Here is a 23,103-nt window from a genome sequence, read left to right on the forward strand (position 1 = left end):
ATGTACAACCTGTTAATGCTGCTTCTGGGCCTGATTCTCTTTTCCCCGGCGTATGCAGAACGTGCGGCAGAGCCGGAGCGGCTGCATATTCTGAGCAGGGAAAGCTATCAGCCTAAAGCCTTCACCCTCGATGACAAAGACTGGCGCTGGTTAGGCAATAAACGCGAGCTGCATGTTGCCGTCTGGCAGCCTGAAATCCCCCCGCTTTACCTCTATACCGGCAACGGCCGCTACGAGGGGATGATTGCCGACTACATCCATCTGATAGCGCAGTATCTGGGGCTACGCGTTAACGTCCAAATGTTTGCCGACCGGGACGCTGCGCTGGGCGCGCTGGCTCAGCACAAAGTGGATATGGTCGCCGATCCTTCAGGCAAGGTACTGCCGCAGCACGCCAGGCTCGTCCCCTCCAACAATTTTATTAGCGACCATCCGGTGCTGGTGCACAGAAAAAATAATCACGGAGCTCCCTTTCGCTACCGGCCCGGTATGCGGCTGGCCATCGCCCGCTGGTACGTGGACGACAGCTGGATAGAGCAGAATTTCCCCGGCGTCACCCTCCGCCATTTCGCTACCGACGAGCAGGCCATGGCCTCGGTAGCCTTCGAAGAAAATGACTTTTACATCGGCAACCTGGTGACCACGTCCTACCTGCTGGAGCGCAACTATTCGCATTTTCTCGCCTTTCAGCGGGTCTACCCTGAGCGGGAAACCGGCAGTCATTTTGTGCTGCGTAGCGAAGATTTGCCGCTGATGCGGGCGGTTAATCGCGCGCTCGACGCCATCCCACGCATTCAGCACCAGGTTATTCTCCAGCAGTGGAGCGAGCGGGCTAACCTCTGGCGCGTCAGTAAGCAGGTTGAGTTCTCCGGGGCAGAAAAAAAATGGCTGGCGAGGCACCCCACGGTGAAAGTGTCGGTCAACGCTTTTTATGCGCCCTTCACCATGATCGATGCCAACGGCAATTTTTATGGCGTCACCGACGATATTTTGCGGCTGATTCGGCTGCGTACCGGCCTGCATTTCGAGCCGGCCCCGGCGGACTCCGTCAGCGCGATGGAGCGGCAAATTGCCGATAAAAAAGCCATGTTCATCGGCGCGGTTAGCCATAGCGAGGAGCGAAATCAGAACCTGTTATTTTCGCGGGCTTATTTCACCTCGCCCTTCGTGATGGTTCAGGCCAAAGACAAGAACTACGCCACCCCGCTCCCCACCGGCACCCGCGTTGCCATCGTCAGTAAAAATAGCCTGCTCCCGGAGCTGCGGCAGCTTAATCCCGGCGCGCGTATTATTGAAACCGCCAACGCCAGCATCGCCATGCAAATGGTCAACGACGGCAAAGCCGATATCGCCATTCACTCCCTGTTTGGTGCCAGCTATATGATTGACCGCTATTTTCGCGACCGCCTGAAGATTGGCGGCCGCGTGGGCGGTCAGACTGCCGGGATCTCGTTTGCCGTCTCCCGCGATCAGCCTGAACTGCTCAGCATTCTGAATAAGTCGCTGGAGAACATTTCCCCGGCGGATATCAACAGCATCATCAATAAATGGCAAACCCGCCCCGACGTGCGGCTGGATACCTGGGAACTGTATAAAACCCAGTTTTGGCTGGTATTTAGCGTGGCCGGAATTTTGATCTTCACGTCGCTGATTTGGGTCTATTACCTGCATAAGGAAGTCAGAGCCCGCCTGCTGGCGCAGCAAAAGCTTCAGGCACAGCTGGAATACAATGAAACCCTGACCCACGCGCTGTCGGAGGAGCGCGAGCGTGCCGAACAGGCGAACCGGGCTAAAAGCACTTTTCTGGCGACGATGAGCCATGAAATTCGCACGCCGGTAAGCGCCATTATTGGCCTGCTTGAGCTGTCCGTAAAAGCCAATGACAGCCTGCCGGAAGAAGAAGATCCGATTCGTGTCGCCTGGGAGTCCGCCCGTACTTTGATGGGGCTTATCGGCGACATTCTGGATATGGCGAGAATTGAGTCCGGCCGTCTGGAGCTTGCGCCCGAGTGGGTAAGAACCACCGATCTGCTGCCGCCCGTAGTCCGCGTTTTTGAAGGCCTGGCCCGGCAAAAAAGCCTGCGCCTGCGCTGCATTCTCTCGCCACCTTTGCCTTATCAGGTCTATATCGACCCGCTGCGTTTTCGCCAGGTACTCTCGAACCTGGTGAGCAACGCCATCAAGTTCACCGACCGGGGCTGTGTCAACGTGGATATCACCGCCCTGGAGAGCCACCCTGCCGATAGCGTGCTGCTGAGGATAAGCGTCGTGGATACCGGCAAGGGCATTACCGCCGAAGAGCAGGAAGATATTTTCTCCCCGTGGGTGCAGGCAAAAAATGGCCGAGGGCAAAGCGGCTCAGGGCTTGGGCTGGCTATTTGTGCCCAGCTTGTCGAGATGATGGGGGGCAACATTATGATGAAAAGCCTACCGGGCCACGGCACGGAAGTCAGCTTTACCGTGCCGGTGGCGCAAAGCCAGCATCGGCCGGAGCAGGTGATTCAGAAAAACCAGACGCAGGCGGTACAGCATTATCCTCTGAGCATTCTGGCGGTGGACGATCACCCTGCCAACCGGCTGTTGCTGCGTAGCCAGCTGGTTCACCTTGGCCACAAGGTGACGGAAGCCCACGACGGCGAGGAAGCCTGGGCGCTGTGGCACGATAATGCTTTCGATGTGGTAATTACTGACTGCAGCATGCCGGGGATGGACGGCCCGGCGCTGACGCGGCTTATTCGCCAGCATCAGGTCGAGCCGGTGGTGATTCTCGGGCTGACGGCCAATGCCTGGCCGGAAGAACGCACCCGCTGCAGAATGGCTGGCATGGACGACTGTTTGTTCAAACCACTCCAGCTTCCGCAACTGGAAGCCATCCTGAACGGCGTGATGAAGCACAAACAGGCAGCCCTGGCGGAGCCTGCGGGTCTTGATAAGCTGGTGAACATTGAGAAACTTAAAACGATGAGTAGCCATGACCGTAGTATGCTCGGCGAGCTGCTCAGGCTGACGCTGCAAAGCAATGAAGAGGATTTACGGCTGGCAGAGGACTTGTTTAGCCTGCAGGACTGGCCTGAACTTGCGTCCTGCGCGCATCGCATCTCCGGGGCGGTACAGATATGCGGGGCGGAACGAGCCGAAAACGCCTGTCGTAATCTGGAGACGGCCTGCCGTGAAGCCGTGGTCGATGAGGTCGAAATCGAGGATTTGTGGCTGAAGTGTTCCAGCACCGTGGGTGAGTTTAACCAGGCGATACATGCCTGGTTAAACGACGAGGAATTTAGTCGATAACTTTCTCTAAATCGAGTAGCTCTTCCAGCGTCAGCATGTTGCTTTGCGCCACCGCGAGAGCATCGTCCAGCCCTTTATTGTAGAGGGCTGGCGCCATTTTTTTCACCAGCTCATCGAGGAAAAACTCAGCCTCGAATTGGCCTATCTGCAGGTCGTGTTTGTCTTCCAACCAGTCGGTGATGAAGTCGCTCAGCTTGCGGTAGTCCTCGGCGGGTAATTCAATCTTTTTCATTACGCCTCCACGCCCGGCACCACCAGCGACTCGCCGATGGCGTAGAACTGGCCGCCGGCAATGTAGTGCAGGCTGCGGTATTCCGGCGGTGAGGTTTCAAACGACCAGTGGCCGTTCTGGAATACCCGGCTGTCAGCCCAGGCACCGATAATTTCGCCGATGAAAAGATCGTGCGCCTGGTGGTTATGAGGTTCAGGGATAAGTTTGCAGACCATCCAGGCCGTGCAGCCTGCAACAAGCGGCACGCTGTGCCCCGGCGCGCGGAACAGCTCCACGCCGGATTGCTCGAGCTTGTCGGGCATCTCTTTCAGGCTGTGAGTACCCAGAAAATGGGTCATGTTGAGCTGGGCGGCGCAGGGCACCTGAATCACAAAGGTGCCGCTCTCTTCGATAAGCGCACGGGTGACGGTGATTTTATCCAGCACCACCATCAGTTTTGAGGGAGTAAAGTCCAGCGCACAAGACCAGGCGGCGGTCATCACATCGTCCACGCCATTATGGTGGGCAGACACCAGCACGGTTGGGCCGTGATTGATCAGGCGGTATGACTTTTCTAACGGCACTTCAATGATATGTGGGTCCATACTTCATATCCGGTTGTCATCAGGTAGCCGTCAGTTTGCCTGAACAATTAGCGCATTACTTTTCCTTTTTGTGGCTTCGCTTGTGGGGCAGGCAAATCAGCACCAGGCCGACGAAAATCGCCGCTACGCCGATAAGCTTTTCCGGGCTAAATTCTTCATTGAGCCACGGCAGATTAATGGCCGCAAACCACACCAGCACGTAACTCAGGCTTAAAAGTGGGTAAGCCTTGCTGAGCGGAATACGCTTCAGCGCCATATACCAACAGCCCATGGAGAACGCATAGGCCGCCAGCCCGCACATCAGCGCCAGCAGGCCGTAGCCGCCAAACAGCACCGACATAGCAAATTCGAGGCTGAGCGAAGCAGGCGGGAACTGAATCATCGCCCATTTCATGCTGAGCTGCGCCCCGCTTACCAGCAGCACGCTCATTAACGCCCAGATATAGCCCATCAGGCGTGCCCTCCCAGCGCGATAATCCCCAGCATGATCAGTAACACGCCCAGCCAGTGGTGCGCCGAAATTCTCTCTTTCCAGATCCAGCGCGCGGCAAGAGTGACAAAGATAAAGTTCAGACTCAGCATAGGGTAAGCAATACTCACCTCGACGTGCTGGAGCACCAGCAGCCAGACGAGCATTCCCAGCCCCAAAAACATCACGCTCAGCCCAAGCCACAGCATCAGGTGGCGGCGCCCCGCCCCCTGAGCCGCCTGCTTCTGGCACAGCTGCCCGCCGCAGCTAAGCAAACTGGCCAGAACGATCAGCGCAATGTTCATGGCTGTGCGTCGTACTCAAACAGAACGAAACGCCCGCTGTTGGCCCGATGGTCCGGCTCCGGCAGCTTCAGGTCATTAAGATCGCTATTGTTCGATACCAGCAGCATCAGCGACACTTTGCCCTGCTTGCGGTGTTCCGCCAGCCAGGATTCAAAGTCGGCGCCGCTAACATAGCGGTTAGACACATCCGGATAATCAAGGCCGTAGCGCAGCTCGCCCGCCTGATTATAAAGATTGATATCACTGCGCTTCAGCTCCCACGCAACCCCGGCGGCAATGCCCACGTTGTTGGTGAAGATATAACGACTGTCTTCCAGCTGCGGGCGCATTTCATGGATAAAAGCCTGCGGCTGCTTGGAGTTTTCCACTTTCGAAGGAATAACCACGCCCACCAACAGCGCCAGACCCAGCGGGCACAGCGCCGCCCAGTACCAGCGTTTCGCGGTCTGGCTCAGGGTCACAAGACCGAACAGCCCCCAGACAGCAAAGGCCACGCACGCCAGCACCACTTTCAGCGTTTCGTTGGCGGCATACACCGGATGTCTTGCCAGCCCCCACGGTGCAAGGAAGAAGGCCACGATAATCACGCAGACCGACCCAAACAGCAGGTTAATCCAGCCGTTTGCACGCAAAACAGCGGAACCACTTTTCGCCAGTTCAACCGCGTGGCGCGCCATCAGGATCGCCAGCGGCGCAAAGCACGGCAGAATATAGGTCGGCAGTTTGCCTTTCGCGATGCTGAAGAACACCAGCGGCATCACAACCCAGCCCAGCAGATAGAACGCACCGCCCTGCTCGCCCCGGTTTTTCCAGCCGCTTTTCAGCGCCCCAGGCAGCAGCGCCAGCCACGGCAGAGAACCCGCAATCAGGAACGGAATGTAGTACCAGAACGGGGCTTTATGCTGCGCGTCTTTCTCCGCGAAGCGCTGAATATGCTCCACCCAGAAGAAGTAGTGCCAGAAGTCAGGCTCGGCTTTCGCTATCGCAATCGCCCACGGCAGGGTAATTAGTACGGCGCTTAACACCGCCAGGGGCCCGAACAGAAGGACTTCTTTCCAACGTTTCTGTGCAATCACCCACGGCAGCACGCCAATCACCGGCACCGCAAGCGCCAGGAACCCTTTGGTCATCACGCCCATGCCGCAGGCGAGGCCCAGCAGCAGGTAGCCGCCGATTTTGCCGCCGGTGGTTTGCGCGGTACTGGCCAGCCAGAAGCTGCACATCGCCGCCGTCAGCCACAGGGTGATCATCGGATCGAGAACGGAATAAGTACCAATGCCATAGACCAGCAGGCAGGTAAGGAAGATAACCCCGGCCAGCACCGCGATCGTTTTATCGCGCCACAGGCGGAACGCCAGCCAGTAAGTCAACAACGCGCTCAGGGTTACCGAAAATACGGAACCAAAACGCACGGCAAAATTGTTATGACCAAAGATGAACTGGCTGATGTTATTGATCCAGTACCCCGCCACCGGCTTTTCGAAATAGCGCAGGTCAAGGAAATGAGGAACGATCCAGTTACCAGACAGTAGCATTTCGCGGCTGATTTCAGCATAGCGCGTCTCATCCGGCTGCCACAGGTGACGAAACTCCAGCGGTACAAGGTAAAGCAAGGCAAAACAGACCAGAAGGGTCATTCCATATTTTGCAGATTTCATCGGTTCACGACTCTATAAGTTGTTGGCAACCCAGCCAGCCTTCGCGGCCTGGGATTGTCCCGCGCACAATTTTGCCTCTCGGCAGCGTGGATAAATCGTCCGGCAGAAGCTCGCTCAGCGGGCAGAACTGAACCCCCTCGGCAGCGGCCATCGCCAGCAATTCACTAAAGGAATCTCGCATCACCATCCCTTCAACTTCGGCATGGATGGTGTAAACCGGTGTGCCGCCGTCCTGGTGAATTTTGTCCAGGATAAAGCGGTTAAAGTTCTCTTTACTGACTTCGGTACCAATGACCTCGTCCCACGTAGGCAGCGTGACGGGGATTTGCACCGCAGCCTCGCTGCCGTTAGACAGCACAGGGATAAACGGCGTGGTACCACGGCAGTCGCTGTTGTAGTGGAACGGGAAAGCGGCTTTCGCTTTAACCACGCGCTGGTCTGCACGCCAGCCCGCCACTGCCGAACAGCTTACGGGTTGCCCCACAATATTCTGCAGCGCATCCAACCCAAGGCGAATTTGCTGTTTGAGCTTGTCCTGCTCCCAGACGCCCGCCCAGGCCTGCCAGGCATGGTGATCCCAGGCGTGAAGGCCCACCTCATGGTGGTCCGCCGCCGCCGCGATAACCTCTGCGTTGCCTGCGCCAATCACGCGCCCCGGCCAGGCGGTGCCCGCCAGCAGAATGTCCCAGCCATACAGCGATGCCGCGTTGGAACGCAGCATCTTCCACAGGAATTTAGGCTTGATCAGGCGCCACAAGTGGCGCCCCATATTGTCTGGCCCAACGCTGAAGAAAAAGGTTGCCTGAGTCGAGTGTAAACTCAGCGTCTCCAGAAGGTTTGGCACCCCTTCACGGGTGCCTCGCCAGGTGTCGACATCAATACGCAGGCCGACTTTTCTCATGAAGCAGGATCCGTCAGCTCTACGGTTTTCAGGAAGAAGTCCAGCGTTTCGTCGATGGTTTTCTCCATGTGCACTTCAGGCGTCCACTCCAGCAGACGCTGGGCGTTGCGGATGCTTGGCTTACGGTGCTCAACGTCCTGGTAGCCTTTGCCGTAGTAGGCGCTGCTTTCCACTTCACGGAAACCAGCAAACGGTGGGAACTGGCTACGCAGCGGATGACGTTCGAAGCTTTCCAGCAGCATTTCTGCCAGCTGTTTGATGCTCGCTTCGTTGTCCGGGTTACCGATGTTGATGATCTGTCCGTCGCAGTTATTGTTTTTGTTTTCAATAATGCGGAACAGCGCTTCGATGCCGTCGCCGATGTCGGTGAAGCAGCGCTTCTGCTTGCCGCCGTCGATGAGCTTGATCGGAGAACCTTCAACCAGGTTGAGGATCAGCTGGGTAATGGCACGGGAGCTACCGATACGCGCGGCGTTCAGGTTATCCAGACGCGGGCCCATCCAGTTAAACGGACGGAACAGCGTGAAGCGCAGCCCTTCTTTTTCGCCGTATGCCCAGATAACGCGGTCAAGCAGCTGCTTGGACACGGAGTAAATCCAACGCTGTTTGTTGATTGGGCCAACGATCAGCGGGGAGTTATCTTCGTCAAACGAGGCGTCGGTACACATGCCGTACACTTCGGAGGTAGACGGGAAGATAATGCGTTTTTTGTACTTCACGCAGTCGCGGATGATCTTCAGGTTCTCTTCGAAGTCGAGCTCGAACACGCGCAGCGGGTTACGGGTGTATTCGATTGGCGTCGCGATTGCCACCAGCGGCAGAACAACATCACACTTCTTAATGTGGTATTCGATCCACTCGGAGTGAATGCTGATGTCGCCTTCCACAAAGTGGAAACGCTCGTTGCCGATGAAGCGAGTGATAGCGTCGGAACCGATGTCCAGGCCGAAGATTTCGAAGTTGTCATCACGCAGCAGGCGTTCGGTCAGGTGGTTACCGATAAAGCCGTTCACGCCGAGGATCAGCACGCGAGTACGACGCTTGATAGCAGAAACCGGCTTGCTGCTCAGGATAGCGCCGCTGACCAGGCCCAGGGACTGTGCAAGCTGGGAGCCCTGCATGTATACGCCGTTTTCAGCCTGGCCGGTCACGACTTCCAGAGCCCCGGTGCCGCAGGCAATCACCAGCGGGTTTACGGAGATAACTGTCCCGGCTTTCGCGCCGTTGTTGCTTTCCAGCACGCGGCTTTTCCAGATAATGAATTTGCCGCCGCCCACGTAGCTAAACGCACCTGGCCACGGTTCGGTTACCGCACGGACCAGGTCGTTGGCTTCTGCCGCAGAGCCTTCCCAGCTGATCGCACCATCTTTAGGTGAACGGCCGCCGAAATAGGTCGCTTTGGCTTCGTCCTGAGCGGTTTGCGGGAAGTGACCGGTTTTGATCACCGGCAGGCTTTTCGCCAGCAGGGATTTCGCGGTTTCGCACAGTTTGTGGTGCAGGGTCAGCGCGGTATCTTCTGCAGCAATTGCCACGCGTTCCTGAGCCACGATGTCGCCCGCGTCTGCGCGTTTCACCATGCGATGCAGGGTAACGCCGGTTTCGGTTTCACCTTTAACCAGCACCCAGTTCAGCGGCGCACGGCCACGGAATTTAGGCAGCAGTGAACCGTGGAGGTTAAATGCCCCAACGGAAGCGCAGTCTAAAATCTCTTCGCTCAGCAGGTTGCGGTAGTAGAAGGAGAAAATGACTTCAGGCTGCGCGTCTTTAATGCGGTCAACCCACAGCGGGTGGTTCACATCTTCAGGAGCAAAAACTGGAATCCCGAATTCTGCCGCCGTGCGGGCCACAGAGCCGAAGAAGTTATTCTCAGCGGCGTTATCCGGGTGAGTATAAATTGCTGCAATGTCATAGCCTGCTTCAACCAGGGCACGAACACCCACACAGCCCATATCGTGATAGGCGAAAACAACTGCTTTCATTATTGATTTTCCTCTGAAGATAAAGCGGTTTCACTGCTAACTACGCGTTGAATAAAGTAACGAGGGCGAGCACGCACGTCGTTGTAGATACGGCCAATGTACTCACCCAGCAGCCCCATCCCGATAAACTGGGCACCGATAAAGGTGAACAGTACGGCGAAGAGCATAAACACCCCGTCTGCCGCCCACTGCGGGCCAAGAGCAAGACGTAACACCACCAGCAGTACCGCGAGCGCAAAGCCGGAAAGTGCGATAATGCTGCCGACAACGCTGAGCAAACGTAGCGGCGTAGTGGTCAGGCAGGTGATCAGGTCATACATCAGGTTGATAAGGCGCATGAAGCTGTACTTCGAGTCGCCAAACTGGCGCTCATCGTGCTGCACCGGGATTTCAATGGCACGACGGGCAAAGGTGTTTGCCAGAATCGGAATAAAGGTGCTGCGTTCGTGGCAGTGCAGCATCGCGTCGATGATATGGCGGCGGTAGGCGCGCAGCATACAGCCGTAGTCGCCCATCGCTTTACCGGTGGTGCGCTGGATCAGGTGGTTAATCATTTTTGACGCGCGTTTGCGGAACCAGCTGTCCTGGCGGTTCTGGCGCACGGTGCCCACCACGTCGTACCCTTCATCGGCCTTTTCAACCAGGCGCGGGATCTCTTCCGGCGGGTTTTGCAGGTCGGCATCGAGGGTGACGATAAGGTCGCCGGTGACGTGGCTAAAGCCCGCCATAATGGCCGAGTGCTGGCCATAGTTACGGTTCAGCAGCACCGCGACAATGTGGCTGTCCGGGGCTTCTGCCGCGCGGGTCAGCATGGCGGCAGAGTCGTCGCTGCTGCCATCATCAATGAGAAGAATTTCGTAATCACGGTTCAGCTTTTGGCAAGCTTCCGTGGTACGACGAAGCAGCTCAGGCAGGCTGTCCTGTTCGTTGTACACCGGGATCACAACGGATACTTTTTTGATGGTTTCCGGGGTCGTCATCTTAGAGTCCTGCTATTTCACGTAAGGCGGTAATGACTCGGGAAGTGTCATCGTCGGTCATGGTTGGGAACAGCGGAATCGAGCAAATGCGCTCGCTGTTCCAGTCGCTGTTCGGCAGCTGAAGCTGCGGATAGCGTTCACGGTAATATTTCTGGGTGTGGGCCGCGCGGAAATGCAGGCCGGTGCCGATGCCACGCTCTTTAAGCGCTTCCATCAGGCCGCTGCGAGAAATACCGCAGGTGGCTTCATCCACGCGAATGATAAACAGATGCCAGGCATGGCGGTGCTGCCAGGTCGGAGCGGCAAGCGGCAGGAATGGCGTGTCGGCCAGCTCTTTGAGGTAGCGTTCGGCGATTTCCTGACGACGGACGTTGATTTGCTCCAGCTTGCCCAGCTGTACCAGCGCGATCGCCGCGTTAATGTCCGCAAGGTTGTATTTGAACCCTGGAGAGATAACTTCGGCCTGCGGCGCGCGGCCGTGCGTCTGACGGTCAAAGGCATCTACGCCCAGGCCGTGGAACTTCAGGCTGCGAATGCGGTTAGCAAACTGGTCGTCGTCGGTGACGATCAGGCCGCCTTCGGCGCAGGTCATGTTCTTGATCGCGTGGAAAGAGAAGATAGCCGTGCCTTTAGAACCGACGTGCTGGCCTTTGTATTCGGTGCCGGCCGCATGGGCTGCATCTTCAATCACCGGAATGCCGTGGCGTTCACCGATGGCGCGGATAGCGTCGATGTCAGCAGGGGCGCCGGCGTAATGCACGGGGATAATGGCTTTTGTGCGTGGGGTAATGGCCGCTTCAATGGCTTCTGGCGTGACCATCAGCGTATCGCGATCGACGTCAATCATCACCGGCTCGGCGCCAAGCAGCACAATCATGTTGAGCGTGGAAACCCACGTCAGTGAGGGTGTAATCACCTCGTCACCCGCCTGCAGCCCAAGCGCCATCAGGGTAACGTGCATCCCACCCGTTGCTGAACTTACCGCAATCGCATGTTTATTGCCGGTTAAGTCGCAAAATGCCTTCTCAAGCGCCTGGTTTTTCGGACCGGTGGTGATCCAGCCGGATTGCATGACTTCCGTTACCGCTGCAATTTCTTCCGCACCTAAAGCTGGACGTGAAAAAGGCAGAAAATCACTCATTACGTGGATTCCTTATTAAATCGCTAAACGCCAAAGCTGACGGGATAATGAATCAGACTAATTAAATAAAAGTACAACATTCAAGAAGTACGGCCTGTTTAGCTAAACAACTTATCAATGAAAAGAATTTAACAAAGAAATCTTAGAACAGTATTAAGAAAGTGAGATATAACGAAAAATCGTGAAGTTAAGCATTGCTTGCTGAAAAAGTGTCTGAGAAGGACAAATTTTGTCACCTGAATGTCACGCTTAATCTGTTTTTGTTTAATAGCGGAATAATTCCGTGTGTGACAAATAATAATTACCCCCTTACGACTGATTAAAAAAAAACCGTCTGAAATAGACGGTTTTAAATAATAAGCAGCGAAATTAACGCTTCGCTTTGCCCGGCAGCGTTTTCATCAAATCATCCGGACTGATGGACGCTACCACGCTCCCCGGCAGCGGCATCTTCAAAATGTGGTTTTTCATTTTGCCAATGACGTGCATTTCGCACGGGCGGCAGTCAAATTTCAGCGTCAGCACTTCGTCGCCGTGAACCAGCTGCATCGGGGTCGCTTTCCAGCTCTTAATGTTCCCCTTCGCCTGTTTCGGACAAAGGTTGAACGCAAAGCGCAGGCAGTGTTTGGTGATCATCACCGGCACTTCGCCCTTCTCTTCATGTGCTTCATAGGCGGCATCAATCAGCTGCACGCCGTAGCGGTGATAAAACTCACGCGCCTTATGGTTGTAAACGTTCGCCAGGAAGCTTAAATGGCTGTCCGGGTAGACCGGCGGCGGCACGCTGACGGCTTTACGGGTTCCGCGCTGGTAGTTTTGCAGGCGCGCTTCTGTCAGCGCGTCTATGGCGTCACGGCGCAGCTGGTTAAGCTGGGCGTTAGGCACAAACAGCGCCTCTTCCAGCAAGATGTTCACTTTCCGCGCGGTGTACATGGTCTGGCCCAGCTTGGTCAGGCCGTCACGCAGGCTATCGAAGGCTTTCTGCGGGTTATTGGCGACATCAAACTGGCCTTCAAGCGTTTTACTGACGCTGACGCCCTCTTCGCTGGTCGCTTTCATCACGAGTTGGTTCTGGCTGCCGGTCAGCTCGATATCCACCGCCACGCGGCGCTCGCTGGAGGTTTTCAGCAGCGCCTGCTGCCAGTTGTGGTCCAGGTTACGGTTAAGGGGATGGTTTGGACGCACCTTTTTCAGCGTTTCCGGCATTTCGTTTGGCCAGACGCGATACTGATTTTTCCCGGTTTTTTCCACCGTATTGGCGCGGAAGCCGACGATTTCACGCTTGATCAGCACATTCAGGCCATCGCCGTTAGTCAACGTGTCGGTGGTAGTAACGTCCAGATGGTCTTTGCTCACTTTCAGCACTTCACCCACCGGCAGGCCCACGAATTTCGGTGAGTCAAAAGCGCCGATGTCGATTTTACGCTCGTTAACAAAGTAGTCGGTGCTGCCGCGGTGGAACGTTTTGTCCGGGGACGGAATAAAGTAGTGCGAGGTGGAGCCTGCAGAGGCGCGGGTCAGATCGCTGCGCCCTTCCATCAGCTCGTCCAGCAGCTGACGGTAGTACGCGGTGATGTTTTTCACGTAACTCATGTCTTTGTAACGCCCTTCAATTTTGAAGGAGCGCACGCCCGCGTCCACCAGCGCCGCCAGGTTGGCGCTCTGGTCGTTGTCTTTCATCGACAGCAGGTGTTTCTCATAAGCCACGACGCGGCCCTGGTCGTCTTTCAGGGTGTACGGCAGGCGGCAGGCCTGCGAGCAGTCGCCACGGTTGGCGCTGCGGCCGGTCTGCGCGTGGGAAATGTTGCACTGCCCGGAATAGGCCACGCACAGCGCGCCGTGAATAAAGAATTCAATCGTCGCGTCAACATTCTGATGAATGGCGGCAATTTGCTGCAGGTTCAGCTCGCGCGCCAGCACGATTTGCGAGAAACCTGCATCGGACAGAAACTTCGCTTTTTCCACGCTGCGAATGTCGCACTGGGTACTGGCGTGCAGCTCAATCGGCGGCAGATCCATTTCCAGCACGCCCATATCCTGCACGATCAGCGCATCCACCCCGGCTTCATACAGGTCGACGATCATTGAGCGCGCGGGCTCCAGTTCGTCGTCGTGCAGAATGGTGTTCAGGGTAACAAAAATTTTCGCCCCGTAGCGGTGGGCAAACGGCACCAGTTCGGCCAGGTCTTGCAGGCTGTTGCCGGCGTTATGGCGAGCGCCAAAGCCAGGCCCGCCGATGTAAACCGCATCCGCGCCATGAAGAATGGCTTCGCGGGCGATGGCGGTATCACGGGCAGGGCTGAGTAATTCAAGTTGATTTGCGTGCAGGCGCATAAAATTTGTCGTGTTCTGTAATGGCGAAAGGCGGCTATTGTAGTCACTTCCCCCGCGCAAAAATAGAGGGATTATGCCGTCGTCGGCGGATAGTGAATCAGCGAGTGAAAATGCGTCTCATCGCCACCTGAATTGCGGTAGGCGTGGGGGCGATCGCCGTGGAACTTTAAGCCATTTCCTGCCTGCAGCGTCTGCCAGACTCCGTCAATGTTCATGTCCAGCACGCCGCTTATCACCACCACATGTTCGATAACGCCGCTGTCGTGCGCCGACGACTCGCTGAGCGCGCCGGGGGCAAGGCGAATAGAAAAATGGTCAAAACGCAGCTGTGGATCGTAAGGAAAAAGCGGCACTACCACCATTTCCCTGTGCTGCGGGTCAAAAACCGGGCGAATGGGCGCGGAACCGGCTTCGAGGAACACCGAAAACGGCACGTTAAAACCGGTGGCAATTTTCCACAAGGTCGCCACAGTGGGGCTGGACTCGTTGCGTTCAATTTGCCCCAGCATGGCCTTCGACACGCCGGTCTGCTCCGCCGCAAATGTCAGGCTCCAGCCTCGGGCCTGGCGCAGGCTTTTCAGGGTGTTCGCCAGATGTTGCGCTATATCCATTCTCTTCCTCCTGTTGACGGCGAAGTATAGCGCCTTGTGCGCTATAACGCACGATGCTATATTTCGCGGACGTTATAACGCACAACGGATTTATTATGCGCCTTTCGTTACCGCCGTTTCCCACTCTGCTGGCCGGTTTTGTTGCCGTGCTGGTCGGCTATGCCAGCTCCGCCGCCATTATCTGGCAGGCGGCAGATGCCGCCGGAGCGACGTCCCACCAAATAGCCGGCTGGCTAACAATGCTGGGCATTGCGATGGGCATCAGCACGCTGGTACTGACGCTGTGGTATCGCGCGCCGATCCTGACCGCCTGGTCAACTCCAGGAGCCGCGCTGCTGGCCACCAGCCTGCCGGGGCACAGCCTTAGTGAAGCCATTGGCATTTTTATTTTTGCTTCGCTGCTGATCCTGATTTGCGGCCTGACCGGGCTGTTCGCCAGGCTGATGCGCCTGATTCCCCCTACGCTCTCAGCCGCCATGCTGGCCGGGGTGCTGCTGCGCTTTGGCCTGGATACCTTCACCTCGTTACAGTGTCACTTTTTGCTGTGCATCAGTATGCTGGCCGGCTGGCTGCTGGCAAAGGTTTTTGCGCCTCGCTATGCCGTCGTTGTCGCCATGCTTGTTGGCCTGGTGATTTGCTTTGCCGGCGGCGAACTTAACGCCGCGAGCGTCCCGGTTTCTGTGGCGGTCCCGGAGTTCACTTCCCCGTCGTTTAGCGTGGCCAGCCTGTTGGGCATCGGCGTGCCTTTTTTCCTGGTAACGATGGCGTCACAAAATGCCCCCGGCGTCGCCACGCTGGTGGCTTCCGGCTATAAAGTCCCGGTTTCACCGCTGATAGTCGTGACGGCGTTAATTGCCCTGCTGCTGGCACCGTTCGGGGTATTTTCCGTTTGCATCGCCGCCATTACCGCCGCGATTTGCCAGAGCGAGGAAGCCCACCCGGACAAAGACAAGCGCTGGCTGGCCGCTGCAGCTGCCGGGGTATTTTATTTACTGGCCGGGGTGTTTGGCGGAGCGATATCAACGCTGCTGACCGCCCTGCCGCTGGCCTGGATCCACACGCTCGCCGGGCTTGCCCTGCTGGGCACCATTGCCGGAAGCCTGCACCAGGCGCTGAACCACGAGCGGGACAGGGACGCCGCTATCGTCACGTTCCTGGTTACTGCCTCGGGGGTGAATCTGCTGGGCATCAGCTCTGCATTTTGGGGGGTGATTGCCGGAGGAATTTGCTATACCGCGTTTTCACGCCTTAAGCGAGCGTAGCTGCGACGGCGTGGCGCCAAAGACGCTTTTGAAGCGGTTGCTGAAATGGCTGGGCGAGCTAAAACCGCAGACCATGGCGATCTCCGTCAACGGCAGACGCCCCTGGCGAACCAGCATTTCTGCCTTCGCCATTCTGCGCTGCATAACGTACTGATGCGGCGCCAGGCCAGTGGACTGTTTAAACATACGCGCAAAGTGGTATTCGCTGAGATCCGCCAGCCGGGCAAGTTCGCCCAGGGTCAGCGCCTCGCTCAGGTTTTGCTCGATATAAGCCTGCGCATTGCGCAGCACCGCAGGCGCCAGCCCGCCGCGCACCGTCGGCAGTTTCCACTGTACGCTGCTGTAATGCTGCACCAGATGCGTCAACAGCAGCGTAGAGGCCGTACTTAGCGTCAAGTGGTTCGCCCGCTGCTGCCAGTCGCTGCTAAGCAGGAAATGGCGATAAAGTTGGGTAATGCGCGGGTCGTCGGCAAAGGTTTTTTCATCAAGGTTGATGGCCGCAGGGCTGCGGTCCCAAATTTGCGCGGCGATCTCTTTGAGGTGTTCGTCGGTGCAGTACAGGTGCACAAACGAGAAATCATCCCGCACGTCCCACGTTGACTCACTGTCTTCCGGCATAATGCAGAAGCGATCCGGGCCGCCGCCGTTGCGCCAGCCTGAGCTCGTTTTTTGGTACGTTTCGTACCCTTCGGTCACGTAAAGGCTGAGCGTGTGGTGATCGCAGCGCTGGGTAATACAGTCGTTACCGTTTGACCAGGCGGCGAGCTGAACCCCTGAGCCAAGCTGAACGCTGCCGTTCAGGCGGGCTTTGTGCTGCTGCAGGTTTTCAAAGGCGTGATATGGCGTGGTCATAGGGGACGTTGGCTTCTGGAACATAATGGCTAGTGTAAGGACTGCGCGCGGCCATCGCCACTGCCGCCGTGAAAAAAAACCGCAAGAATATGCAAGTCGCTTCCCCGGATGAAAGCCGTCTCAGGGGGAGAAATGGATACTCGTCATCTGGTTTTGACTGACGAGAACAACAATGAACGCTTTGCTTTATATTCTGGTGGTGGTGATTTGGGGGACAACCTGGATAGCCATTTATATGCAACAAGGAGTGGTCTCCGTCCCCGTTTCTATTTTCTGGCGCTTTGCCGTGGCGGCGGTGGTGATGCTGGTAGTCCTTTTGGCGCTGGGTCGCCTGAAGCGTATCGGGCCAAAAGACCACCTATTTTGCGTGCTGCAGGGCGCGTGCGTGTTCGGCTTCAACTTCTTCTGCTTCTATCACGCCGCCGCTTATATCAGCTCAGGGCTGGAGTCGGTGATTTTCTCGATGGCGGTCTTGTTTAACGCCTTCAACAATCTGTTGTTCTTCCGCAAGAAGCCTTCTCCGCGCGTATTGCCCGCGGCGGCGCTGGGGATTGCCGGCATCGTCGCCCTGTTCTGGCACGATTTGGTTGCCACACAAATGGCCCCCTCGCTGCTCATCGGCATCGGCCTCAGCGCGCTCGGCACCTTTGGTTTTTCGCTGGGAAATATGATCAGCGCCCGCCATCAAAGCCGGGGCCTGGAAACGCTGTCGACCAACACCTATGCGATGTTTTACGGTACGGCGATTATGGGCATCGTGGCGCTGGCAAGCGGCGAGTCGTTTATGCCGGATTTCACCGTGCGCTACATTGGCTCGCTGCTTTACCTGGCGATTTTTGGCTCGGTGATTGCTTTTGGTGCCTATTTCACGCTGGTTGGCCGCATCGGCGCAAGCCAGGCCGCCTACAGCACGCTGCTCTTCCCGCTGGTGGCGCTAACGCTGTCGACGGTTTACGAAGGCTACGTCTGGCACGCGAATGCGGTGCTGGGGCTGGTGATGATTCTGCTGGGTAATCTGGTGATGTTTGCGAAACCCGAGCAGTGGCTACCGGGGCGGAGAAAACTGGCGTAATAAAAAACCGCAGCTTGTTCAGGGCTGCGGTTTTTGTCTGCATGACTGACGTTATTTATTCGGTACGTCAAACATCGTGGCGTCGGTGGCTAAATCATCCACCACCTGCTTCAGAGTATCGACGGTGACTTTGGCGTTTTCATTATTTAGCGTTTTCCCCTCACCCTTACGCACCACGCGCAAAACGGGCTTATTGGTGGACGCGTCAATCAGTTCGCCTTCAAAGTAGAGATCGGTATTCATGGTGCGGTGACCGGTGGCCATTTGCGTTCCCGCCACAACCATCGCAATCGGGATCACTTCGTAGTACTGCAGGCCTTCTTTAGAGCTGTCCACGCCGGTAATCGCCCCACGGAAAATGAGACTGCGTGGGCCAGGCGTCGTCACCAACGGTTTGCGCTGTTGTGCCGCAGCCTTCAGCTTGGTGTTGGTATAGGCCAGCAGGCCATCCAGCGTTTGCTGGCCAATCTGAGTCGTCGGCTTAGGCGTTGGATAATAAACAACCGGGTTATAGACCAGGCTGTCATAGTTGCTGGGTTTAAAGTTCGGATCAACCCAGCGCATAACGGTTTTACCGGTTGCCGATTTTGCCTCCTGCAGACCGGAATAATCTTTTAAAAACCCAGAGTATTTTTCCGGAGAGGTGGTTTTAGAAGCACACCCCGCCAGCGCTAATAAACCTGCCAGACAAGCCACTTTAAAATACGTTGTGGTACGCATCGTTTGTTCCTGTTAGTTGGTATAAGCCTTTCAGGTATAGCAAAAAACGACACTTTGTGTGGGGGTTAAGCGGCCGTGATGTCAAAACTCAGATCTTGCGCTCATCGCTGCCGGCGGCAAGGCCATCGCAAAGCAGGTCCACGATCAATAAGGCGCCATAATGCCCTTCGCCTGGCGGCAGCCAGACATCTCCGGCATGCACTGCGCTGGCAGAGTCTTTCATCACCATGATTATCCCCGCGCCCTGCCGCCGGGCCTGCTGCACCGTCGCCAGCAACGCGCTGTCCGGCGCCGAGCTGGCAAAGACTATCATCGCCTGGTCGTGATTCAGCATTGAGGCGGTGAAGCTCATTAGCGCCGGGTCATAGCAGACGCTGGCGGGCTGGCCCTGCGTCAGCAATCGGTACTGCAACAGGCTGGCAAAAGGCGTGTCTGCCGCGCCTGCGCTAAAAATGTGGATCGCTCTCGCTCGCTTCAACAGCGAAACGGCGCGCGACACATGGGCTTCCGGAAGCGTTTCCAGTTGCTGAGTAAGCGACTGCTGGATAGCGCTTAACCGCAGTTGCCAGCAGGCAGGCAGCTCGCTGCCCGGTATCGCGGTGTTGGCCTGCGCCAGCTTCATGCGTAAATCACGAATATCGTCACAGCCTGCGGCTCTGGCAAAGCGCGTGATGGTGGCCGGACTGACGCCCGCCGCCTGGGCAAGCTGATCGATTGTTGCCGACGACGCAAAGCCAGGATCGTGCAGAATAGCCTGCGCGACTCTGGCTTCCTGCTGGCTGAACTCCGCCAGCCGCTGACGGATCCGGCTGATAATGTCACCCTCAGTATCACGCCCGATGGAATGGGAAAAGCGCGCCAGCACATCTTTAGCCACGCCGCCACGGTTAGCCAGAAACTGCAGCGTGTCGTTGTCCACCCATGCCGCATCGCCCAGCACTTGAGACGGTGCAGCCAGCAAATCCTGTACCCGGCTGTCGTGCTGCTGATGGCGAACCTGGCCGAGAAAATCATTCATGTCGCTGCAGCCAATGGTTCTTGCAAATTGCTGGAGCGTAGCCTGACTGACACCCGCGCGCGCCGCCAGCTGCTCCATGCTCGCCTCCGGCAGTTGGAAGAAATTCTCCAGAAAAAAGCGGGCCAGCCGCGTTTCCTGGGGAGAAGAATCGGCTAACCCATGGACCAGGTGATAAACAATATCCATCGCTGAAAGGTTCCTTGTGTCTGCATCGCAGGCGGTTAAATCATCATAATGCGTTGAAATTATTTTTCAATTAACTTTGCCGCGATGCCTTGCCGCCGTTTCGTCCTCCTCGGTAAAAGTCTTGTTATCCTCTTAACATTCGGGAAACCAATAATCCAACGCAGATCACGGTCATGAAAATAATTTTCATACATGCTGAATAAACACACTGTTGTTTGAAACATGTTTTCAATTTGAAGGATGAAGGTAATGAAAAAGATCATGTTGTGTTGTGCCGCGGGAATGTCCACCAGCATGCTGGTACAGAAAATGCGCACCGAGGCCACTAAACGTGCGCTAGACGTGCAAATTGACGCCGTCTCTGTCGCCGAAATTGAAAGCCATCTCCAGAGCGCCGACGTGGTGCTGCTTGGCCCTCAGGTGCAGTTTGAACTGGCTCGCCTTTCCGAGCTTTCAGCTCCACTCGGCAAACCCGTGGCGGTTATCGACATGATGGATTACGGCACCATGCGCGGCGACCGCGTGCTGGATAAAGCTCTTACCCTGATGGCCTGATGAGCGGGAGAAAACAATGAAAATTACCGTTGTGGGCGGAGGCAGCAGCTACACCCCGGAACTGATTGAAGGCCTGATTCTGCGCCATGCCGCCCTGCCGATGACGGAGCTGGCGCTGGTGGACGTGGAAGCCGGGCGCCAGAAAGTTGAGATTATCGCCGCGCTGGCTCGCCGTATGTTCGACAGCAAAGGGCTGGAACAGGTAAAAGTGACGGTGCATTACGAGCCAGACGCCGCGATTGCCGGTTCCAGCTTTGTGTTGACCCAGCTTCGCGTAGGGCAACTGCCCGCTCGCGCCGCCGACGAACGTCTGGGTCTCAGCCACGAACTGCTGGGCCAGGAGACCACCGGCGTCGGCGGTTTTGCCAAAGCCCTGCGCACTATTCCGGTGATGCTGGATATCGCTAAACGCGTTGAACACCTGGCCCCGGATGCGTGGATTATTAATTTCACCAACCCGGCAGGCATTGTCACCGAGGCTGTGTCCCGCTACAGCTCCTCCAACATTGTTGGCCTGTGCAACGTGCCGGTGACCATGCACCACACCATCGCCGACATGCTCAAACTGCCTTACGACAAAGTCACGCTGCGCTTCGCCGGGCTCAACCACATGGTGTGGGTGCACGAAGTGATTGCCGATGGTCGTGACGCGACCGCCGAGGTGATTGAGATGTTGTGCGACGGCGAGCAGTTGTCGATGAACAACATCAAAGCGATTCCGTGGCCGCCCGCCCTGCTGCGCGCCCTGAAAGCGATCCCTTGCCCGTACCATCGTTACTTCTGGCAAACCCGCACCATGCTAAAAGATGAACTGACGGATGCCGCGAACGGGAAAGGCACCCGCGCCGAGCAGGTGATGAAAGTAGAGGCCGAGCTGTTTGAGCTGTACGCCAACCCGCAGCTCGACAAAAAGCCGGAGCAGTTAAGCCAGCGCGGCGGCTCATTCTATTCGGAAGTGGCCCTGGAGCTTATCGACGCCCTGCACAACAACCTCGGCAAACAGATGGTGGTGAATACCGCCAACAACGGTGCCATTCAGGGGCTGCCGGACGACGCGGTGATCGAAACCAACTGCGTGATCGACGCGCTGGGCGCCCATCCACTGGCCTTCGGGAAACTGCCTCCCCTGATGAACGGCCTGACTCAGCAGGTGAAAGACTTTGAGCGGCTGACGATTGAAGCGGCGGTCCACGGCGATAAGCAGCAGGCGCTCCTGGCGCTGATAGCCAACCCGCTGGTGGCCGACGTGAATATCGCTCAGGCGCTGCTTGATGAAGTGCTTGAAAGCAACAAGGCGTGGCTGCCGCAGTTTAATTAATGCCGCTTATCGGTGGGCGATGCTTCACGCCCACCCCATGACAGAAATCAATAACAATAATGCCCGGCCATGCGCCGGGACAGGGGTAACCGTGTCCGTAAAGAAATCGTTTCTTGAAAAATATGTGCTGCCCGTCGCGCTGAAAATCGCCGGGCAAAAGCACGTGCTCTCCGTCCGCGACGGGATCATTCTGAACATGCCGTTTATGCTGATCGGCTCGTTCTTCCTGATTTTCGCCTATTTGCCGGTGCCGGGTTACCCCCAGCTAATGACCGATTTATTCGGCGCGACGTGGCAAAGCAAGCTGCTTTATCCGGTCAAAGCGACCTATGACATCATGGCGATTATCTCCAGCTTCGGCATCGCCTATCGCCTGGCCGAGAAATACCGCACCATCGACCCGCTCACCGCCGGGGCGGTGTCGCTGGTGGCCTTTATCATGACTATCCCGCAGAACATTATGTTTACGCCGACGTCCGGCGGGCCTGCCGAATTCGTGAAAGGCGTGCTGCCGATGGGGCAAATCGGCAGCCAGGGGCTGTTCGTCGCCATTCTTATCGCCCTGCTTTCTACCGAAATTTACCGTTTTATCAGCAACCGTAATTTGGTGATTCGCATGCCTGAGGGCGTGCCGCCGGCGGTAGCAAAATCGTTCCTCGCGCTGGTGCCGGGCTTCTGCGTGCTGGCGGTAGTGCTGGCGCTTCGCCTGCTGGTGGAAGCCACGCCGTTTGGCGATATCAACACCATGATCACGGATCTGGTCGGCATTCCGATGAGCCATATCGGCGGTTCGTTGCCGGGGATGATTGTGTCGGTGATCCTGATTGGTATTTTGTGGACGCTTGGCCTGCACGGCGACACCATCGTGCTGGTGTTTATCCGCCCGGTCTGGCTGACCAACATGTCCGAGAACCTGGCGGCATTCCAGAACGGCCTGCCTATTCCGCACATCATTACCCAGCAGTTTTACGATCTGTGGATCGCCCCTGGCGGCACCGGGGCTCTGTTAGGTTTGGTTATCTTCATGCTGATTCGCAGCCGCAGCGTGCAGATGAAACAGCTGGGTAAAATTGCCGCGCCGGGCAGCCTGTTTAACATCAGCGAGCCAATGGTGTTTGGTATTCCGCTGGTAATGAACCCGTACCTGGTGGTGCCGTTTATCCTGACGCCGGTGGTGTTGGTCATTGTCTCCTACACGGCTATGGCAACCGGCCTGGTGGCGCCGCCTGCAGGGATTGCACTGCCGTTCACCACGCCGATTATCGTCAGCGGTTATTTAGCGACGGGCGGCCATGTTTCGGGTTCAATTCTGCAGATTGTGAACCTGGCTATCTCGCTGGTGATGTATTACCCGTTTTTCCGGGTCTGGGATAACCTGAAGTTCCGTGAAGAGCAGCAGGCAAATCAGGCGACGGTCAGCGCTCCGGCTGAGGCGGTGAGTGAGAGGAGTACGGTGTAGCGATTTAATTGTGTCCAGGAAGTTCCGTTCACCTCAAGTACAGCCTCACCCTTAGCCACCGAACCGGTGAACGACTCGGGGAAGTCACAGTCGCTTCCTACCCTCACCCTCTCCCTGGAAGGGAGAGGGAATAAACAATGTTCCCCATAGCTTTTGTTTTCTCCCTCGCCCCTTTGGGG

At 56.7% G+C, this 23,103-nt stretch carries 20 protein-coding genes; 6 read left to right on the plus strand and 14 right to left on the minus strand.

What is annotated here, in order from left to right:
- Entirely contained in the window at positions 1-3,288 is a 3,288-nt protein-coding gene (locus CNE01S_RS04605; RefSeq protein WP_061273836.1) for a transporter substrate-binding domain-containing protein, read from the plus strand.
- Here the strand turns inward: CNE01S_RS04605 and CNE01S_RS04610 are convergent.
- The 11 genes from CNE01S_RS04610 to CNE01S_RS04660 all read right to left on the minus strand — a co-directional run bounded on the left by CNE01S_RS04610 (position 3,278) and on the right by CNE01S_RS04660 (position 14,482).
- A complete protein-coding gene (locus CNE01S_RS04610; protein ID WP_061273838.1) occupies positions 3,278-3,520 on the minus strand; it encodes a DUF2164 domain-containing protein in 243 nt (80 codons plus the stop codon). The two genes, CNE01S_RS04605 and CNE01S_RS04610, sit on opposite strands and share 11 nt — an antisense overlap.
- A complete protein-coding gene (locus CNE01S_RS04615) occupies positions 3,520-4,104 on the minus strand; it encodes a flavin reductase family protein (protein ID WP_061273840.1) in 585 nt (194 codons plus the stop codon). Before CNE01S_RS04615 ends, CNE01S_RS04610 begins: the two co-directional genes overlap by 1 nt.
- Positions 4,105-4,159: 55 nt before the next feature.
- Positions 4,160-4,555: a 4-amino-4-deoxy-L-arabinose-phosphoundecaprenol flippase subunit ArnF gene (arnF, locus tag CNE01S_RS04620; protein WP_072279097.1), complete on the minus strand. Its 396-nt coding sequence runs from the start codon at positions 4,553-4,555 to the stop codon at positions 4,160-4,162.
- Complete coding sequence (gene arnE, locus CNE01S_RS04625) at positions 4,555-4,878, minus strand: 4-amino-4-deoxy-L-arabinose-phosphoundecaprenol flippase subunit ArnE (protein ID WP_061273842.1); 324 nt, start codon at positions 4,876-4,878, stop codon at positions 4,555-4,557. The genes arnF and arnE overlap by 1 nt, the downstream gene beginning before the upstream one ends.
- Complete coding sequence (arnT, locus tag CNE01S_RS04630; RefSeq protein WP_061273844.1) at positions 4,875-6,536, minus strand: lipid IV(A) 4-amino-4-deoxy-L-arabinosyltransferase; 1,662 nt, start codon at positions 6,534-6,536, stop codon at positions 4,875-4,877. Before arnT ends, arnE begins: the two co-directional genes overlap by 4 nt.
- A 4-nt stretch (positions 6,537-6,540) precedes the next feature.
- A complete protein-coding gene (gene arnD / locus CNE01S_RS04635) occupies positions 6,541-7,437 on the minus strand; it encodes a 4-deoxy-4-formamido-L-arabinose-phosphoundecaprenol deformylase (protein ID WP_061273846.1) in 897 nt (298 codons plus the stop codon).
- Positions 7,434-9,416: a bifunctional UDP-4-amino-4-deoxy-L-arabinose formyltransferase/UDP-glucuronic acid oxidase ArnA gene (gene arnA, locus CNE01S_RS04640; protein ID WP_061273848.1), complete on the minus strand. Its 1,983-nt coding sequence runs from the start codon at positions 9,414-9,416 to the stop codon at positions 7,434-7,436. Before arnA ends, arnD begins: the two co-directional genes overlap by 4 nt.
- On the minus strand, positions 9,416-10,396 hold the full coding sequence (gene arnC / locus CNE01S_RS04645; RefSeq protein WP_061273850.1) for an undecaprenyl-phosphate 4-deoxy-4-formamido-L-arabinose transferase: 981 nt from the start codon (positions 10,394-10,396) through the stop codon (positions 9,416-9,418). The genes arnA and arnC overlap by 1 nt, the downstream gene beginning before the upstream one ends.
- Position 10,397: 1 nt before the next feature.
- Complete coding sequence (gene arnB / locus CNE01S_RS04650; RefSeq protein ID WP_061273852.1) at positions 10,398-11,537, minus strand: UDP-4-amino-4-deoxy-L-arabinose aminotransferase; 1,140 nt, start codon at positions 11,535-11,537, stop codon at positions 10,398-10,400.
- Positions 11,538-11,906: 369 nt separating this feature from the next.
- Entirely contained in the window at positions 11,907-13,871 is a 1,965-nt protein-coding gene (locus CNE01S_RS04655; protein ID WP_061273854.1) for a peptidase U32 family protein, read from the minus strand.
- A 71-nt stretch (positions 13,872-13,942) separates the two neighbouring features.
- Positions 13,943-14,482, minus strand: coding sequence for a helix-turn-helix domain-containing protein (locus CNE01S_RS04660; protein WP_061273856.1), 540 nt, complete (start codon positions 14,480-14,482; stop codon positions 13,943-13,945).
- Between the two features lie 53 nt (positions 14,483-14,535).
- Here CNE01S_RS04660 and CNE01S_RS04665 point away from each other — a divergent pair, with 53 nt between their 5' ends.
- Positions 14,536-15,744, plus strand: a complete 1,209-nt coding sequence (locus CNE01S_RS04665; protein ID WP_072279098.1) for a benzoate/H(+) symporter BenE family transporter — start codon at positions 14,536-14,538, stop codon at positions 15,742-15,744.
- Here CNE01S_RS04665 and CNE01S_RS04670 read toward each other — a convergent pair.
- The gene (locus CNE01S_RS04670) at positions 15,724-16,596 is read right to left on the minus strand and encodes a helix-turn-helix domain-containing protein (RefSeq protein WP_061273860.1); all 873 of its coding nucleotides are present in this window, start codon (positions 16,594-16,596) and stop codon (positions 15,724-15,726) included. The genes CNE01S_RS04665 and CNE01S_RS04670 overlap by 21 nt on opposite strands.
- Positions 16,597-16,768: 172 nt before the next feature.
- On the opposite strand from CNE01S_RS04670, the gene CNE01S_RS04675 reads away from it, so the two are divergent.
- A complete protein-coding gene (locus tag CNE01S_RS04675; RefSeq protein WP_061273862.1) occupies positions 16,769-17,668 on the plus strand; it encodes a DMT family transporter in 900 nt (299 codons plus the stop codon).
- Positions 17,669-17,719: 51 nt separating this feature from the next.
- Here the strand turns inward: CNE01S_RS04675 and CNE01S_RS04680 are convergent, their stop codons facing one another.
- Both CNE01S_RS04680 and CNE01S_RS04685 read right to left on the minus strand, forming a co-directional pair.
- Positions 17,720-18,388, minus strand: a complete 669-nt coding sequence (locus CNE01S_RS04680; protein ID WP_061273864.1) for a DUF3313 domain-containing protein — start codon at positions 18,386-18,388, stop codon at positions 17,720-17,722.
- Positions 18,389-18,476: 88 nt separating this feature from the next.
- The gene (locus tag CNE01S_RS04685; protein ID WP_061273867.1) at positions 18,477-19,592 is read right to left on the minus strand and encodes a MurR/RpiR family transcriptional regulator; all 1,116 of its coding nucleotides are present in this window, start codon (positions 19,590-19,592) and stop codon (positions 18,477-18,479) included.
- A gap of 249 nt (positions 19,593-19,841) precedes the next feature.
- On the opposite strand from CNE01S_RS04685, the gene CNE01S_RS04690 reads away from it, so the two are divergent.
- The 3 genes from CNE01S_RS04690 (at position 19,842) to celB (ending at position 22,924) form a co-directional block, all read left to right on the plus strand.
- Positions 19,842-20,147: a PTS sugar transporter subunit IIB gene (locus CNE01S_RS04690; protein WP_061273869.1), complete on the plus strand. Its 306-nt coding sequence runs from the start codon at positions 19,842-19,844 to the stop codon at positions 20,145-20,147.
- 16 nt (positions 20,148-20,163) lie between these two features.
- Positions 20,164-21,465: a 6-phospho-beta-glucosidase gene (locus tag CNE01S_RS04695; RefSeq protein ID WP_061273871.1), complete on the plus strand. Its 1,302-nt coding sequence runs from the start codon at positions 20,164-20,166 to the stop codon at positions 21,463-21,465.
- A 91-nt stretch (positions 21,466-21,556) separates the two neighbouring features.
- Positions 21,557-22,924 (plus strand): PTS cellobiose transporter subunit IIC, encoded by a 1,368-nt coding sequence (celB, locus tag CNE01S_RS04700; RefSeq protein ID WP_061273874.1) that lies wholly within the window; start codon positions 21,557-21,559, stop codon positions 22,922-22,924.
- Positions 22,925-23,103: the final 179 nt, after the last annotated feature.

The sequence above is a fragment of the Cedecea neteri NBRC 105707 = ATCC 33855 genome (assembly GCF_001571265.1).
GTDB lineage: Bacteria > Pseudomonadota > Gammaproteobacteria > Enterobacterales > Enterobacteriaceae > Cedecea > Cedecea neteri.

Excerpts from the sequence above, each read along its gene's own strand:
- CNE01S_RS04690 (WP_061273869.1), top strand. The coding sequence starts at position 19,842 with ATGAAAAAGATCATGTTGTGTTGTGCCGCGGGAATGTCCACCAGCATG.
- CNE01S_RS04680 (WP_061273864.1), bottom strand. The coding sequence starts at position 18,388 with ATGCGTACCACAACGTATTTTAAAGTGGCTTGTCTGGCAGGTTTATTA.
- CNE01S_RS04605 (WP_061273836.1), top strand. The coding sequence starts at position 1 with ATGTACAACCTGTTAATGCTGCTTCTGGGCCTGATTCTCTTTTCCCCG.
- arnF (WP_072279097.1), bottom strand. The coding sequence starts at position 4,555 with ATGGGCTATATCTGGGCGTTAATGAGCGTGCTGCTGGTAAGCGGGGCG.
- CNE01S_RS04675 (WP_061273862.1), top strand. The coding sequence starts at position 16,769 with ATGAACGCTTTGCTTTATATTCTGGTGGTGGTGATTTGGGGGACAACC.
- CNE01S_RS04655 (WP_061273854.1), bottom strand. The coding sequence starts at position 13,871 with ATGCGCCTGCACGCAAATCAACTTGAATTACTCAGCCCTGCCCGTGAT.
- CNE01S_RS04685 (WP_061273867.1), bottom strand. The coding sequence starts at position 19,592 with ATGGATATTGTTTATCACCTGGTCCATGGGTTAGCCGATTCTTCTCCC.
- CNE01S_RS04615 (WP_061273840.1), bottom strand. The coding sequence starts at position 4,104 with ATGGACCCACATATCATTGAAGTGCCGTTAGAAAAGTCATACCGCCTG.
- CNE01S_RS04610 (WP_061273838.1), bottom strand. The coding sequence starts at position 3,520 with ATGAAAAAGATTGAATTACCCGCCGAGGACTACCGCAAGCTGAGCGAC.
- CNE01S_RS04695 (WP_061273871.1), top strand. The coding sequence starts at position 20,164 with ATGAAAATTACCGTTGTGGGCGGAGGCAGCAGCTACACCCCGGAACTG.
- CNE01S_RS04660 (WP_061273856.1), bottom strand. The coding sequence starts at position 14,482 with ATGGATATAGCGCAACATCTGGCGAACACCCTGAAAAGCCTGCGCCAG.
- arnD (WP_061273846.1), bottom strand. The coding sequence starts at position 7,437 with ATGAGAAAAGTCGGCCTGCGTATTGATGTCGACACCTGGCGAGGCACC.
- arnC (WP_061273850.1), bottom strand. The coding sequence starts at position 10,396 with ATGACGACCCCGGAAACCATCAAAAAAGTATCCGTTGTGATCCCGGTG.
- arnA (WP_061273848.1), bottom strand. The coding sequence starts at position 9,416 with ATGAAAGCAGTTGTTTTCGCCTATCACGATATGGGCTGTGTGGGTGTT.
- arnB (WP_061273852.1), bottom strand. The coding sequence starts at position 11,537 with ATGAGTGATTTTCTGCCTTTTTCACGTCCAGCTTTAGGTGCGGAAGAA.
- CNE01S_RS04665 (WP_072279098.1), top strand. The coding sequence starts at position 14,536 with ATGCTATATTTCGCGGACGTTATAACGCACAACGGATTTATTATGCGC.
- arnE (WP_061273842.1), bottom strand. The coding sequence starts at position 4,878 with ATGAACATTGCGCTGATCGTTCTGGCCAGTTTGCTTAGCTGCGGCGGG.
- CNE01S_RS04670 (WP_061273860.1), bottom strand. The coding sequence starts at position 16,596 with ATGACCACGCCATATCACGCCTTTGAAAACCTGCAGCAGCACAAAGCC.
- arnT (WP_061273844.1), bottom strand. The coding sequence starts at position 6,536 with ATGAAATCTGCAAAATATGGAATGACCCTTCTGGTCTGTTTTGCCTTG.